Source organism: Streptomyces albipurpureus (genome assembly GCF_023701525.1).
GTDB classification, from domain to species: Bacteria; Actinomycetota; Actinomycetes; order Streptomycetales; family Streptomycetaceae; genus Streptomyces; species Streptomyces albipurpureus.
Genome location: NZ_JAMQAW010000007.1, coordinates 299,812 through 311,534, shown reverse-complemented (window position 1 = coordinate 311,534; position 11,723 = coordinate 299,812). Strand labels below are relative to the sequence as shown.

The following is an 11,723-nucleotide window of genomic DNA, read 5'->3' as shown; positions in this document are numbered from 1 at the left end:
CGATCGGGGAGACAGTCATGTCCCGTATCCAGCTCGCCCTCAACGTCGCCGATCTCGAAGCCTCGGTGACCTTCTACACCCAACTGTTCGGCGTCGAACCCAACAAGCTCCGGCCCGGCTATGCGAACTTCGCCATCGTCGAGCCCCCTTTGAAGCTCGTCCTCATCGAGGGTGAGAAAGGCCAGGACACCCGCCTGGACCACCTCGGCGTCGAGGTCACCTCCACCGACCAGGTCACTGCCGCCGCCGACCGGCTGCAGGGCGCCGGGCTCGCCACCTTCGAGGAGAACGACACCTCCTGCTGCTACGCCGTCCAGGACAAGGTCTGGGTGACCGGCCCCGGCCGGGAGCCCTGGGAGGTCTATGTCGTCAAGGCGGACGCCGACCAGATGGGCAAGGCACCCGCACTTGACGGCGACAGCGCCCGCTGCACCAACGCCCCCCAGGAACCGGGCCTACCGGTTCCGGCCGCCGCGTCCCGCGCCTGCGGAAGCTGACCGAGGATGGTTGGCGCCGTGACCGGGGAGCCTGATCGCGCCCGGTCACGGGCAGCAGCGAGACCGGCGACCGTGGGGAGGAGGCGTCGAGAGCGGCGGTAGCGCTGCGGCCGCCGTTCGCCGACGGCGAGTTGCCGACCGGCCGTGCGCCACGGGAGGCCACGCCGGCACCCACCCGACTACCCCCGCGCACCCGACCCAGCTGTGACCGTTGTTCCTCACTTCGGGTCAGTGCCTGGGTGGACGCCCGCGGACATCATGCCTCCTGGGTGGTCTCGGCCACTCAGGAGGCATGGCTGTGATCGCCTGCCACCTGCTTGACCTCCGGGGGCGTCGATGTGCGCTGGCAGGCCTCTTTCTGCGCTGCCTCGACCTGGAACACCCGCAACGGCGCGTAGACCGAGACAGGAGCCCCGACGGAACGGGTACCCGCCGAGTTCGCTCGGCGCGTACCACGTGTTCGGGCGGCCGCGCGGCAACGCGATCGACCCGATGCCCTGTTTGGAGTCCGTAGCGCCCCGGGCGCTGGAGCATGAGGTCCAGGAGGCGTCCACCTGATGCTCAGCGGTTGAACAGTCTTCAAGCAAGCGCGGCTGGCTCGGAAGAGAGATTCGGGACAGCCAAGCATCAATCTTTGGCATTGCCGCAGGTGGCCCTTCTGACAGGACTCCAGTCGTTTATTTCCTTCGGCCCTCGTCGCGGGACGCGGAGGCACCAATCCGGCGCGGTCGACTTGGTCAGGCTATGCGGTGGTTGGCCGTGGTGACAGACTGACGACGCACCAGGAGCGACGGCAATCGCCCTGTTGAGCCATGTAGTTGGAGTCCTTAGCCCCATGAGAGGCATTGCCATATGTACGAGGAGAGGCCCGTTGTGGTTGCCCGATGCGCGGATCCCAGTGGCATCTGGCCGTTCGCCGGTATGCCCACCTACGTCCCGATCACCGTGTTGACCACGATCGTCGTCGCCGTCGCGGGATTTGGTGTGCCGCTGACTCCCGGGAGTTTCGTAGCCGTGGTCGCGGCAGTGATTCCCATCGCCCAACGCGTCACAACCACTGGTGCCGCGCACTACAGCCGCTGATCCCCGCCATGGGGCGCCGAGAGGCTCCTGTGCGCACCCAGAGCAGGCCTGTCCGCGAACTGGCGCTGTGGCTTCGTTCCCAGCGCAAGCGCTCTGGGATGACCTACGCACAGCTTGCCGCACACACTGGATACAGCACATCCTCGCTCTCCCGCGCGGCGAGTGGAGAAAGACTGCCCAGCTCAACCGTCGTGGAGGCGTTCGCTCAAGGCTGCGGCGGCGACCCCCGAAAGGCGGCGGCCTTATGGCGCAGAGCTCGGTACACCACATACAGGAAGGCGGATGACGAAGGGACAGTGGCGATGTTGCCCGACTACATCCGTAGCTTCGCCCAGTTGCGTGCCGCGGTACTGGAGCTGTACCGGAGAGCTGGCAGCCCGTCACTTCGCCAACTGGAGGCGACAGCCGTCGGCCGATTCGGGGGTCTGCCCCGCAGTAGTGTCAGCCGGTTGCTGAGAGGACAGTCAATTCCCAGCAGAGATCTGCTGATTGCCTTCGTTCGGGCATGCAGTGTGACTGATGGAGTCGAGACCGGTGTGTGGGAGAGCGCTTGGGAACGCGCCCATCAGACCGCTCAGTACGACCGGGCCCTTCGGCGCGGCGTAGGCAGCGGCGACCCGAGAGAGCAGCTTCGTTCGAACTTGCGGACTGCCGAGCAGCGGTTGAAACAGCTGACGAGGGCCCGTGCAGTCCATGTGAAGCAGCGCGCTGAGTACTTGGCCAAGTACCGCGCGTTCGCGGACAGTCGACCTGGTCCGCATCGCGAGGACAGGAACATTCTCGACGCGTGGTTCGAGAATGACGCGAGTGTTTCCCGAAGGCGGGAGCTGCTTCAGCACCTGGCTGCCACCGACTCGGCGACCAGCACGGTTCAGCGGGAGATCGACGAGGTCGCGCAACGTATCGCGGTACTGCGTGAGCGGCTGACCGCGCAGGGCGCTGTCGATGTGGCGGAGTGATGCTCATTCCGATCGACGGGTGACCCGACCACGACGATGAGAGCGGAGGGAGCGAGCTTCCCATTGGCCCCTAGGCCGTGTCTTGGAGTGATCCCTTTTGGTGGATAGTGCGACCGGCGGGCCGCAACCGAACCACAGCCCCTCCTGTCGCTGACGGCCTCAGTTCGGAGTTCGCAAGGCGGGCTCCGATGCGGATTCGGGTATTGGGTTGGGGCCGTGCTCTAGTACAAACACTCGAAGGGGTGGAGGGGCTGACCATCTTTGACGTACTTTCCGATCCCTGGCATGCACCGTGCAAGTGCTGATGTCGCCGACAGTCTCAACAGGAGGTGGTTCCGTCCTGAGTGGTCCCTCAAGGGGGTAGGGGTGAAAGCCTCATATCCACCCAGACTCACTGTCAGAATCCGCTCAGAAATGACAAGTTGGACGAACCCGGAATACAACTACGCTCAGTTCTTGGCACTTTGCGGCCGTAATTTATTCAAAGACCTTACAGAAGGGGGCTATGGCGAGCCGTAGCCCAGCGTCTGACCCGGTACTCTCATCCCACACGTCTTCCATCCGGCGCTTGATCCGGTGGGTTCCCGCGGGCCAGCCGGCCCGAGCACCCAACAGGAAGGGAGACGGACGATTCGGATGGCCGACTCGGAGAGGTCTCAGGACCCGGACGATGAACTTCCGGAACCGTGGAATCAGGATGATAACCCTGAGGAGGCGGCCCGGGAGGAATCGACCGCGGACCAGCGGGATCACGACGAGCCGGATCGCGGCATCGCTTCGAGGCAGTTCTGGAACCGGTTGGTGATCGAGATCATGTCGAATCTCGTCACCGATCTGCTCCTGGAACTGATCAAGAGCAGCGGCGGATGAGTTAGCTCCTCACCCGCCGCCTGGTGCCGAAACCGGCGGGGACCCGCGTTCTAGATTCCACTCCTGGACGCGGGTCCATCTCCATTTCGGCGCTCTTCTGATACACCCCCGCATGTGGGGGACTTCGCATTGCCTGCATCTCGCTGACGGAACGACACTGCCTGCCGTACGCGTGCAGCAGAACACATTTTGACCCTAAACGATACCTCGGGTGCTTGTTGACCAGCAGTGATGCCAACTTTCACCCGTCTGCGTGGATAGCCATGCGTCAGATTGCCCCTAAACGGTACCGTGGGCAACCAGTCACCTGCTGGGGGGAGCCTGAAATGGCGCGAGGTACTGCAAAGTTCGAACCAGGGATTCTGCGCATGCTGCGTACCAGCAGAGAGGTGGAGGGCCGGCTGCTCAGTGCCGCTGACTTGGCCCGCCTGCTGGGTACCTCCAAGGCCCGGGTGCTGGCCTATGAATCTGGCACATCGGTACCCGAGCCCGGACGCATCCTCATGATGGCCCAACTCTTCGGTGTCCCTCCCCGTGAACTCCACCAGCCCACCCGCGGACAGAACCAGCTCAGCGATCTGCGCAGCTACGCCGGCTTCACCGCCGCCGAGCTCGCCCGGCACGTCGGTATCAGCCGAACGACCTACCGCAACATCGAGAACCAAGCCCTACTGCCAGCCCGTGATGACGGAACGCTGCCGCTACGGCTGGCCGAGGCCCTCGGTATCCCCCTAGCGATGGTGCACCGGGCGCTCGACAACCACCCCATGGCGGCCAGGCGACGCAAGAGCATCGCACGCCACCTGGACGGGATCTTCCGTCGCGCCCATCTCCGGTTCCGGCCGGCAGTGGTCGATCCTGACGATCCCGCCCTCCTGGAAATCACGAAGCTGCTGCGACGACCTGCGGGCGTTGTGTGTCGACTCGTCAACCACGAGCTCGGGATCTACCGATCCCTACTCCAGAGGCGAGACGTTTTCGGTGTCAACGCCGCCTACGCTCAGAACAAACGTAGTTCGGACGAAGCCGCCAGAGCGGCGGCGCACCTGGAGAACACGATCGAGTTCCGGCATTCCGCAGCTGCTGGGAGGCTTGTGCGCTTCCTCGCCGAGGCAATGACCGCCCAGCAGTGGCGAACCATGGTCACTCTGCTGACGCACAACTCTGTTTGGGTGCCCTTCGACGAAGAGGCGCACGTCATCTGGGGTGGCCTGACGGCACGGGATTTCGTCTTCATGGAGCGGTCGACGCCGGAGGCGGTCAAGATGTCACTCACGAGGATCGGGTGGCAGAGCTGCCGCGACCAGGCCGCTCAGTACGCCTGCCTGTACCCCCGGATCGGGGGCGCCCGCATCGCTCTGAACCGCCCGCCAACCGGTACGCACCCCGCCTCACGGAACCAGGTCCCGGGCGACGGCCGCTGAGTAGACGCACCTGCGCGTGTGTCCGACCGTGCCGCCGGCACGCACCACCACCAGTCCTGGCAGGTGGGCTTGAGGACCGGGCGGAGAGACAAGTGTGCGCGGGCCGGCACTGGGGCGGTCTGATCAGCAGCGAGTCGGACACCGAGGACCAGGTCCTCCGCGCGGGCCGGGACCGTTCTGGGGAACTCCCCAGCCTGGTGCGGTGTGTCAGCGGCGCCGTTGGTGAGGAACCGGCTGGATCATCAGCAAGCGGACGGTTCCAGGTGTAGCCGGCCAGGAGCCTTTTCGGACCGGCTTGTCACACCTTTGGGGCTATCGGGTCTGTATCCAGTTCAGGATCAGCGTGACAATTGCGGAGCCGGTCGCTCCGGCAGCACCGAGAACCACGTGGGTCGCGAGACGATGCCACGGCGATGGTGTCGGGTGCTCGCGGGGCGTGTCACTGGTGTCGGTCATGCCTGGTTCTCCTGATCTCGTCGGGGGTTGGAAGGGGCCGTTCACCCGACGGCGTTCATTGATGGTGCCCATGATCGGTGCAGGAGGGGGTGGTGTGGGGTGCTGAGGTGTTGCCCCTCCAGGTGGCATCGGGCCCGGGTGTTGCCAACTGGAGCGACAACAGCCAAGTGGGTGCCGAAGCGGGCGGCGCGGCGGATACTGAGTCATGCCCCAGAGCACTTCCAAGACGAGCGCCACGCAGGCCAGCGGCCGTGGCAAGGCAGCCCAGTTGGCGCCCTTGAAGAGCGGCCTGCCCGCCGAGAAGCAAGCACTTGCCGAGGACTTGAGGGCGCTTTTCGGGGCTTTGGAAGTGAGTGTTCGGCGCTATGGTGTGCGTCGCCATCTCGACGCGAGTTGCGTGACACGCTATCTCAGCGGGGACAGGGTCCCCCCGTGGAACTTCGTGGCGGCTCTGATCGGCGACGTGGGTGAGGCATCCGCCCCACTCACGGCGCAGGCAGAGGCCGCGTTGAAGGAAACACACCGGGCGGCACTCGCCTCGAATCGGCGTAGCAGCGAGGTCCAGAAGCTCCAGGACCAGCTTGAGGCCGTGGACGAGGAGGCTCGTCGGATACAGACTCGACAGCGTGCGCTGGAGGAGGCGCTACTCAATCGGGAGGGCCGGTTGGCCGAAACCGTCGGTCGATGCAGGCGTCTGGAGATGCAGCTGGATTCGCAGCAGTCAGCGCACCGGGCCGAGGTGGCCCTGTGGGAGGGCGAGTACGAGCAGTTGCACGCCGAATGTCGGGACCTGCGGGTGGAGATGCTGTTCCTGCAGGAGGAGCTCGCGGTCACACGAGCCGAGTTGATCGGAGCGGAAGAACAGTGCCGGCGACTCGAAGCAGATCTCGATGCCAGGACCCAGTTGGAGGAGGGTTCGGGCAGCGTCTCCTCGCTGATGGCCGCGTTGGAAGCCGCAGACCGTACGGCGTCGGTGCAGGAGCTGGTCGCGGTCATCGAGGACCTGGAGTCCCGTACCCACCAGGCGATGGCCCGAGAACTCGTCTCATCGGTGAGCCGCTCGCGCCGGGTAGAGGAGGTCGCCGCGCTCTTGGCGGGACTGCAGCAGGCCGGGCTCCACGCGCATACCGAGGCAGCCTTGCCCGCGCTGCTGATGACGCGACCAGTGGCGGAGTCAGCCGCCCTGGCGGTGGAACTGCAGCGCGCGGGGCTTGAGGACTGTGTGGCGACGCTGCTGCGTGCGTCAGTCGAGTTGCACACCCCCCGGGACATGGCTGGTTTCGCTCTCGTACTACACAGGGAGCATCTGGGCGAGCTCGCGGAAAGCCTCCTTGCTGCTGCCTACGCGGTCCGCGCGGTGACGGATGTCGTCGCCCTGGCGGTGGATACCCTTGACACCCGGGTTGAGGAGGCGTCTGTGGCGGCTCTGGCACGGGCCGTCGGACACCGGAGCGTACCGAGACTGGTGGAACTGCACATCGCCTTACGCAACGCTGGTCAGCGCGTGCACGCTGACGCTCTCAACCTGGCGATAGCAGGCCAGCGCGATGCCAGGGACGTGGTGGAGGCCATCAGGTTGTTCACGGCCAGGGGGAGAACCGACGCCGCCGAGCAGGTTCTCGATGCCACCCAGAGCCGAGCCATGACACATGTGCTGGGTCTGGTGCAGTCCCTGGAGCGGACCGGTTGGCACGAGGCGGCCACGGCAGTCGTGGACCAGGCGCTTCAGCGTCGGTCTGTCACCGACATCGCCGCGATGATCGCCGACTTCTACACCACGGACCACCACTATCAGGCCACTCAGACCCTGATATCCGCGATGAGCACCCCGTGTATCCCGGTCGCACCCCTCTTCCATGAACTCGGGAAGATACATCCGGGTGCCGAAGCCGTGGTGACGATGGCGGCGGCGACAGGGAGTTCCACGCAGGTCGCCCAGCTTCTGACCTGCCTCCATGTGAACGGGCTGCCGCTCCTGGTGGAGGTAGTGGTCCAACACACTCTCTGCGCCCGCCCCACCGGGCACGCGGGTAGCTTTCTCCATCAATTGAGCAAGCTGGGCGCGGCCTACACACGCGAGGCCTTCCTCTACGACCGTGCGTGTGCTGCGGTCGGCGCGGACATGGCGCCCTGGCTGCTCGCCCTTGACGCGGCGTGTCTGCCGCAGGGGGTGGACGCTGTCGTGCGAGGCTGCCTCTCCGACAAGAACCCCGGGGACCTTGTACTGCTGGTCAAGCAACTACGAGCTCTTGATCATCCGATCACGCCACGTGCCCCGGACGTCATCGCCTGCATCATCGCCAGAGTGGTGGAAACCTGGTCGGTCGAGGACCAGGCGACCTGGGTGATCGCACTGTCGGAAGCCGACCTGAAGGACGACGCAAACAAGCTCGTCCAACAGGCGGCCGGTCAGGCGAAGTTCCGAAGCACGTTGAGGAGCGCACAGACCAAGCACACCCAGAAGGTGTTCTCCCGTGCCTTCTGGCGTGATGACTCGCGCGCCAAGCGAAGTCGCTAGCACGTTGCCCGCGACTTTCCTGCGACTTCGACGAGGGGCGGGGCAGGCCCGGATCGACCGTACGGGATGCCCGCGCGGCACTGAACGCCATGTACATCACGCGTCTAGCCGGCCAACCGCCGCTCAGTGGCGGCCAGGTACTCCCGCAGCGTCTGGCGGGACTGGACGAGCGTGTCGATCTGCTCGTCAACGCCCGCGATGCGCGCCCGTAGCAGGTCCAGGGTCTCTGGGCAGGGCTTCAGATCGGGGGCCGCGCCGGTGACGCACGGCTGGAGGTACCGGATCTCCTGGGTCGACAGCCCGGCGTCGAGCAGCCTTCTGATCTGGGTCACGGTCAGCTCGGCGTCGTCAGCGTACTCGCGGTAGCCGTTGTCGTCGCGGTCGGGCACCAGCAGGCCCTGTGCCTCGTAGTACCGCAGTTGGTGCGTGTTCACCCCGGTCCGCCGACTCAACTCCCCGATCAGCACGCGAAATCCCCCTTGACCTTCATACCGGTGTGAACGTTGACGATTGTGCCACCGATCAGAGAAGGAACACATGATGCACACTGGCACACCCGTCACGGTTCTGGGCCTCGGGCTGATGGGCCGCGCCCTCGCCGGGGCGTTCTTGAGCGCTGGACACCCGACGACCGTGTGGAACCGCACGATGGCCAAGGCCGACGCCCTCGTGGCTCGGGGCGCGCTGCTCGCCGAGTCCCCGGCGGCCGCGATCGCGGCCTCCCCGCTGGTGGTGGTCTGTGTGTCGGACTACGACGCAGCGGCGGACGTTCTGCAAGGACCGCTCGACGGCCGGGTCGTGGTGAACCTGACCTCGGGCACGCCCTCGCGCGCCAGGACGCTCGCCGAGGAGGTGGCGCGCAGCGGCGGCGGCTACCTCGACGGCGGGATCCTGGCCGTCCCGGAGGCCGTCGGCACAAGCGGTGCCGTGCTCGCCTACAGTGGGCCGCGACCGCTGTACGACGCCCACGAGTCCACGCTGGGCAGCCTCGGTACGGGCCTTCACCTCGGCGATGAACCCGGACTGTCGGCCACCCACGAGATGGCGACGCTCGTTCTTATGTGGGGCATGCTCGACGGTTTCCTCAACGGTGCCGCGATCCTCGGCACGGCCGGGGTATCCGCCACGGCGTACCTCCCCATCGCACAGACGGCGATCGACACGGTGGCCGGCTGGCTGCCCGGGTACGCGCGGCAGGTCGACAGCGGCAGCTACCCGGCCGACGACGGCACCATCGACACCCACCTGGCGGCGATGGCGCATGTGGTCGAGGAGAGCGAGTCGCTCGGCGTCAACGCCGAGCTGCCGAGGCTCCTCAGGGCCCTGGCCGAGCGGGCGGCGACCGCCGGTCACGGCGCCAGCGGATTCGTGGCACTGGTGGAGCAGTTCCGCGAGCCATGACGTGCCCGCGACGGCCGGATCACCCGCGCGGCAGCCGCAGGGGCCTGAGGCCGTGCGGCTCGGCCAGCGCGATCACTTCGGCGTCGGTGCGGCCGAGCAGGCGGATCCGACGGACTTCGGCTCGCTGCGGAGTGGGTCCTTCGCTTGACGAGCTGAGACCCACTCAGCGGCACCCGTAGGTGCCCGCGGCCCTCAGGGCCATGGATCGCCTGCGAGGCCGGAGCCCCGTGCCGGCAGGATCGCTCGATGGGCATTGGCGCAGGAGCGGATACATCAGCTCGGCCTGGACCTGGCCCAGAAGGCAGGCAAGCTCTCCGGCGGTCAGCGCGCCCAGGTGGCCCTGACCCTCGCAGTGGCCAAACGGCCCGAACTGCTGATCCTCGACGAGCCGGTCGCCGCTGGCCCCGCAGGCCCGACGCGAGTTCCTGCAGAGCCTGATGGAGTTCGCGGCCGAGCACGGTGTCACGGTCGTGCTCTCCTCGCACCTGGTGTCCGACCCGGAACGGGTCTGCGATCACCTGATCTCGCTGGTCGCCTCCCGCGTCCAGGTCGCCGGCGACGTCGACGAGCTCCTCGCCACCCACTTCCGGCTCACCACCGCCCGTCGCGACGCCGCCAGCCTGCCGCAGGGCATGCGGGTCATCCAGGCCACCGACACCGAGCGTCAGAGCACGTTCATCGTGCGCGCCGACCAGGCGGTCCACGACGTCTCCTGGGTCCTGGAGCCGCTCAACCTGGAGGACATGGTCCTCGCGCGGTCCAGATCCTGGTGCCCTTCGCGATCCGCCCGCACTACATGGCGCCGGACAGCGCCGATGTCGCACTCAGTTCCCTTGCCGTGAGGCAGCCCGGCGCCGGCGGCGGGTCCGGCGCCCCGAAAGACGGCTGGACCGGGATTCAGATCCAGCTGTCGGGTTCCGGTGACAACGCCCATCTGACGGTGGGGGTGTCCAGGCCGGGCGACTGGGTCGTGTCCGAGCCCGGTCCGGCGGTCGACTCGGCTGGCAAGGAGGTCCGCGGTAGTGAAGGCTGCGCTGCCCCCAGGATCGACCCCATGGAGTGCTTCGCCACCTCCGACCTCCATGTGAAGGTGAAGTACCAGCCCGCCGACCAGTACTGGGCCTTCCAGCGGATCGAGACGGTGAGCTTCCTCGCACTCGCCGGGCTGCTGGCCGGTTTCTGCTCCTGGTGGCTGCGCCGCCTGGCCTGACCGGCCGGACTACCCGGCCTGACGACAGCGGGCGGCCGAAGCCAACGCAACTGGCTTCGGCCGCCCCCTTGACTCTACGCCAGCTCGCGCGCTCTCGACCGGCCGCACCGGACTGTGCTGTTGGCGCCGATCACCAGGTAGTCGGCTCTCCCATCAGCGTTGACATCGGCGTCGCGGTCATAGGAGATCCCGCCCGGTGTGGGTGGGACGCTCACATTCTCGGTGATCCAGCTGTCGGTGGCCGCTCTGGCCAGTCCACCGTAGAAGACGGTGGCCGTCTTCGCGTAGCCGCTGTCGGTGAGGTGGAGTCCGTCCACGAGGTCTCCGTTGTCGAGAGTGCCGAAGCGCACCAGGCCGACTCTGCGGCTCTCGGCCCGGCGGTCCTCCACCAGCCGGGGTGGCGCGTTGCCGAAGGTGTTGACGCTGGTGCACTCCCACCCTGCTGTTGGGTACCAGGTGGGCACCAGCACGGTGACGTCTGGTGCGGCGGTCAGGATCTTGCTGGGCACCGGGTCCTGCGGGTGCTCCGCCGGAGTTGGAAGAGGGGGAGCGGGTTCGCGGTGCCAAGGGGGCTGAACGTCTTCGCCGCGGCGCGGAAACGGTTGGTGGAGGCTGGTTTTCGACGGCTGGTGCATCCTCACCGGGGTCACCAACCGCCCCTCACGGTCGGTTGGTGACAACGAGCCTGCCCTGGTGAACGTCAGCGGGACCGCCGCAGCCGGAGTCAGGCCGCGTACACGAGGACCAGACAGCGCGCATCTGGTCGCGGTTCGCAGGGTGAGCAGGTGTTCGCGGACGGCTGAGTATCCGCCCTCATACCGAGTTGGCCTCTCACCATGAGGATCGGGGGATGCATCCTCAGACCTACGCGACCCTGTATGGCCCAGCCCGGCCGGTCCCGGAGCCTCGCCGCAACGGCGTTGTGATCCTGACCGGTGTGGTGTGGTCGACCACGATCGTTCGCTGGCCTGGCTGGCATTCCTGGTAGCCATGGTGACGGTCTGGGGTATGGCGGCCGGGGCGCCCATGGGTGGCCTGCCGTTGCGGTGTGCGCTGTGCCTTGGCGGTGCGGTGGCCGCGTTGGTCGGGGTGGCGTTGCTGCCCGGTGTACGGCGAATGAGGACGCTGAGCCGCATGCTGCTGCTGGGGACCCTGGCCTTCCCAGCTCCCCTCGCCTTGGCGATCGCAGCGTGGATCCAGGTCAACTGACCGTTCCTCCACCGCGCTACGGCAGTCGCGGTCCCCGTTGGACGGCAAGGTAGCGGGCTCGGCGTCACGAGGTGGGGGTCGGGGTGACGGATCGCA

12 protein-coding genes and 2 pseudogenes are annotated in these 11,723 nt (G+C 66.8%); 12 read left to right on the top strand and 2 right to left on the bottom strand.

The window, feature by feature from the left end; genetic code table 11:
- The first annotated feature begins 17 nt into the window (after positions 1-17).
- From NBG84_RS08485 to NBG84_RS08460, 7 genes and pseudogenes are all read left to right on the top strand, one after another.
- Positions 18-497 (top strand): ArsI/CadI family heavy metal resistance metalloenzyme, encoded by a 480-nt coding sequence (locus NBG84_RS08485; protein WP_250918674.1) that lies wholly within the window; start codon positions 18-20, stop codon positions 495-497.
- Between the two features lie 921 nt (positions 498-1,418).
- Positions 1,419-1,580 carry a hypothetical protein gene (locus tag NBG84_RS08480; RefSeq protein WP_250918673.1) on the top strand — a complete coding sequence of 54 codons (162 nt, stop codon included), beginning with the start codon at positions 1,419-1,421 and terminating at the stop codon, positions 1,578-1,580.
- A gap of 8 nt (positions 1,581-1,588) precedes the next feature.
- A pseudogene (locus NBG84_RS41495) lies at positions 1,589-1,810 on the top strand (helix-turn-helix domain-containing protein); the annotation flags it as partial.
- A 72-nt stretch (positions 1,811-1,882) separates the two neighbouring features.
- Positions 1,883-2,539: a hypothetical protein gene (locus tag NBG84_RS08475; RefSeq protein WP_250918672.1), complete on the top strand. Its 657-nt coding sequence runs from the start codon at positions 1,883-1,885 to the stop codon at positions 2,537-2,539.
- A 636-nt stretch (positions 2,540-3,175) separates the two neighbouring features.
- Positions 3,176-3,409 carry a hypothetical protein gene (locus NBG84_RS08470; RefSeq protein ID WP_250918671.1) on the top strand — a complete coding sequence of 78 codons (234 nt, stop codon included), beginning with the start codon at positions 3,176-3,178 and terminating at the stop codon, positions 3,407-3,409.
- A gap of 368 nt (positions 3,410-3,777) precedes the next feature.
- Complete coding sequence (locus tag NBG84_RS08465) at positions 3,778-4,833, top strand: helix-turn-helix domain-containing protein (protein ID WP_250918670.1); 1,056 nt, start codon at positions 3,778-3,780, stop codon at positions 4,831-4,833.
- A gap of 661 nt (positions 4,834-5,494) precedes the next feature.
- Positions 5,495-7,807: a coiled-coil domain-containing protein gene (locus NBG84_RS08460; RefSeq protein ID WP_250918669.1), complete on the top strand. Its 2,313-nt coding sequence runs from the start codon at positions 5,495-5,497 to the stop codon at positions 7,805-7,807.
- Between the two features lie 104 nt (positions 7,808-7,911).
- On the opposite strand, the gene NBG84_RS08455 is transcribed toward NBG84_RS08460, so the two are convergent.
- Positions 7,912-8,274: a MerR family transcriptional regulator gene (locus tag NBG84_RS08455; protein ID WP_250918668.1), complete on the bottom strand. Its 363-nt coding sequence runs from the start codon at positions 8,272-8,274 to the stop codon at positions 7,912-7,914.
- A 73-nt stretch (positions 8,275-8,347) separates the two neighbouring features.
- On the opposite strand from NBG84_RS08455, the gene NBG84_RS08450 reads away from it, so the two are divergent.
- The 4 genes and pseudogenes from NBG84_RS08450 to NBG84_RS08440 all read left to right on the top strand — a co-directional run bounded on the left by NBG84_RS08450 (position 8,348) and on the right by NBG84_RS08440 (position 10,418).
- Positions 8,348-9,208 carry an NAD(P)-dependent oxidoreductase gene (locus tag NBG84_RS08450; RefSeq protein WP_425608590.1) on the top strand — a complete coding sequence of 287 codons (861 nt, stop codon included), beginning with the start codon at positions 8,348-8,350 and terminating at the stop codon, positions 9,206-9,208.
- A gap of 253 nt (positions 9,209-9,461) precedes the next feature.
- A pseudogene (locus NBG84_RS41365) lies at positions 9,462-9,545 on the top strand (ABC transporter ATP-binding protein); the annotation flags it as partial.
- Between the two features lie 100 nt (positions 9,546-9,645).
- Positions 9,646-10,050, top strand: coding sequence for a hypothetical protein (locus NBG84_RS08445; RefSeq protein WP_250918811.1), 405 nt, complete (start codon positions 9,646-9,648; stop codon positions 10,048-10,050).
- Positions 10,047-10,418: a hypothetical protein gene (locus NBG84_RS08440; RefSeq protein ID WP_250918810.1), complete on the top strand. Its 372-nt coding sequence runs from the start codon at positions 10,047-10,049 to the stop codon at positions 10,416-10,418. Before NBG84_RS08445 ends, NBG84_RS08440 begins: the two co-directional genes overlap by 4 nt.
- 74 nt (positions 10,419-10,492) lie before the next feature.
- Here the strand turns inward: NBG84_RS08440 and NBG84_RS08435 are convergent, their stop codons facing one another.
- Positions 10,493-10,927 carry an SGNH/GDSL hydrolase family protein gene (locus NBG84_RS08435; protein ID WP_250918666.1) on the bottom strand — a complete coding sequence of 145 codons (435 nt, stop codon included), beginning with the start codon at positions 10,925-10,927 and terminating at the stop codon, positions 10,493-10,495.
- Positions 10,928-11,360: 433 nt separating this feature from the next.
- On the opposite strand from NBG84_RS08435, the gene NBG84_RS08430 reads away from it, so the two are divergent.
- Positions 11,361-11,627: a hypothetical protein gene (locus NBG84_RS08430; RefSeq protein WP_250918665.1), complete on the top strand. Its 267-nt coding sequence runs from the start codon at positions 11,361-11,363 to the stop codon at positions 11,625-11,627.
- Positions 11,628-11,723: the final 96 nt, after the last annotated feature.

What these genes read in the sequence shown, in the direction of transcription:
- NBG84_RS08475 (WP_250918672.1), top strand. Translation starts at nt 1,883, where the DNA reads ATGTTGCCCGACTACATCCGTAGCTTCGCCCAGTTGCGTGCCGCGGTA.
- NBG84_RS08485 (WP_250918674.1), top strand. Translation starts at nt 18, where the DNA reads ATGTCCCGTATCCAGCTCGCCCTCAACGTCGCCGATCTCGAAGCCTCG.
- NBG84_RS08480 (WP_250918673.1), top strand. Translation starts at nt 1,419, where the DNA reads ATGCCCACCTACGTCCCGATCACCGTGTTGACCACGATCGTCGTCGCC.
- NBG84_RS08445 (WP_250918811.1), top strand. Translation starts at nt 9,646, where the DNA reads ATGGAGTTCGCGGCCGAGCACGGTGTCACGGTCGTGCTCTCCTCGCAC.
- NBG84_RS08465 (WP_250918670.1), top strand. Translation starts at nt 3,778, where the DNA reads ATGCTGCGTACCAGCAGAGAGGTGGAGGGCCGGCTGCTCAGTGCCGCT.
- NBG84_RS08460 (WP_250918669.1), top strand. Translation starts at nt 5,495, where the DNA reads ATGCCCCAGAGCACTTCCAAGACGAGCGCCACGCAGGCCAGCGGCCGT.
- NBG84_RS08450 (WP_425608590.1), top strand. Translation starts at nt 8,348, where the DNA reads ATGCACACTGGCACACCCGTCACGGTTCTGGGCCTCGGGCTGATGGGC.
- NBG84_RS08470 (WP_250918671.1), top strand. Translation starts at nt 3,176, where the DNA reads ATGGCCGACTCGGAGAGGTCTCAGGACCCGGACGATGAACTTCCGGAA.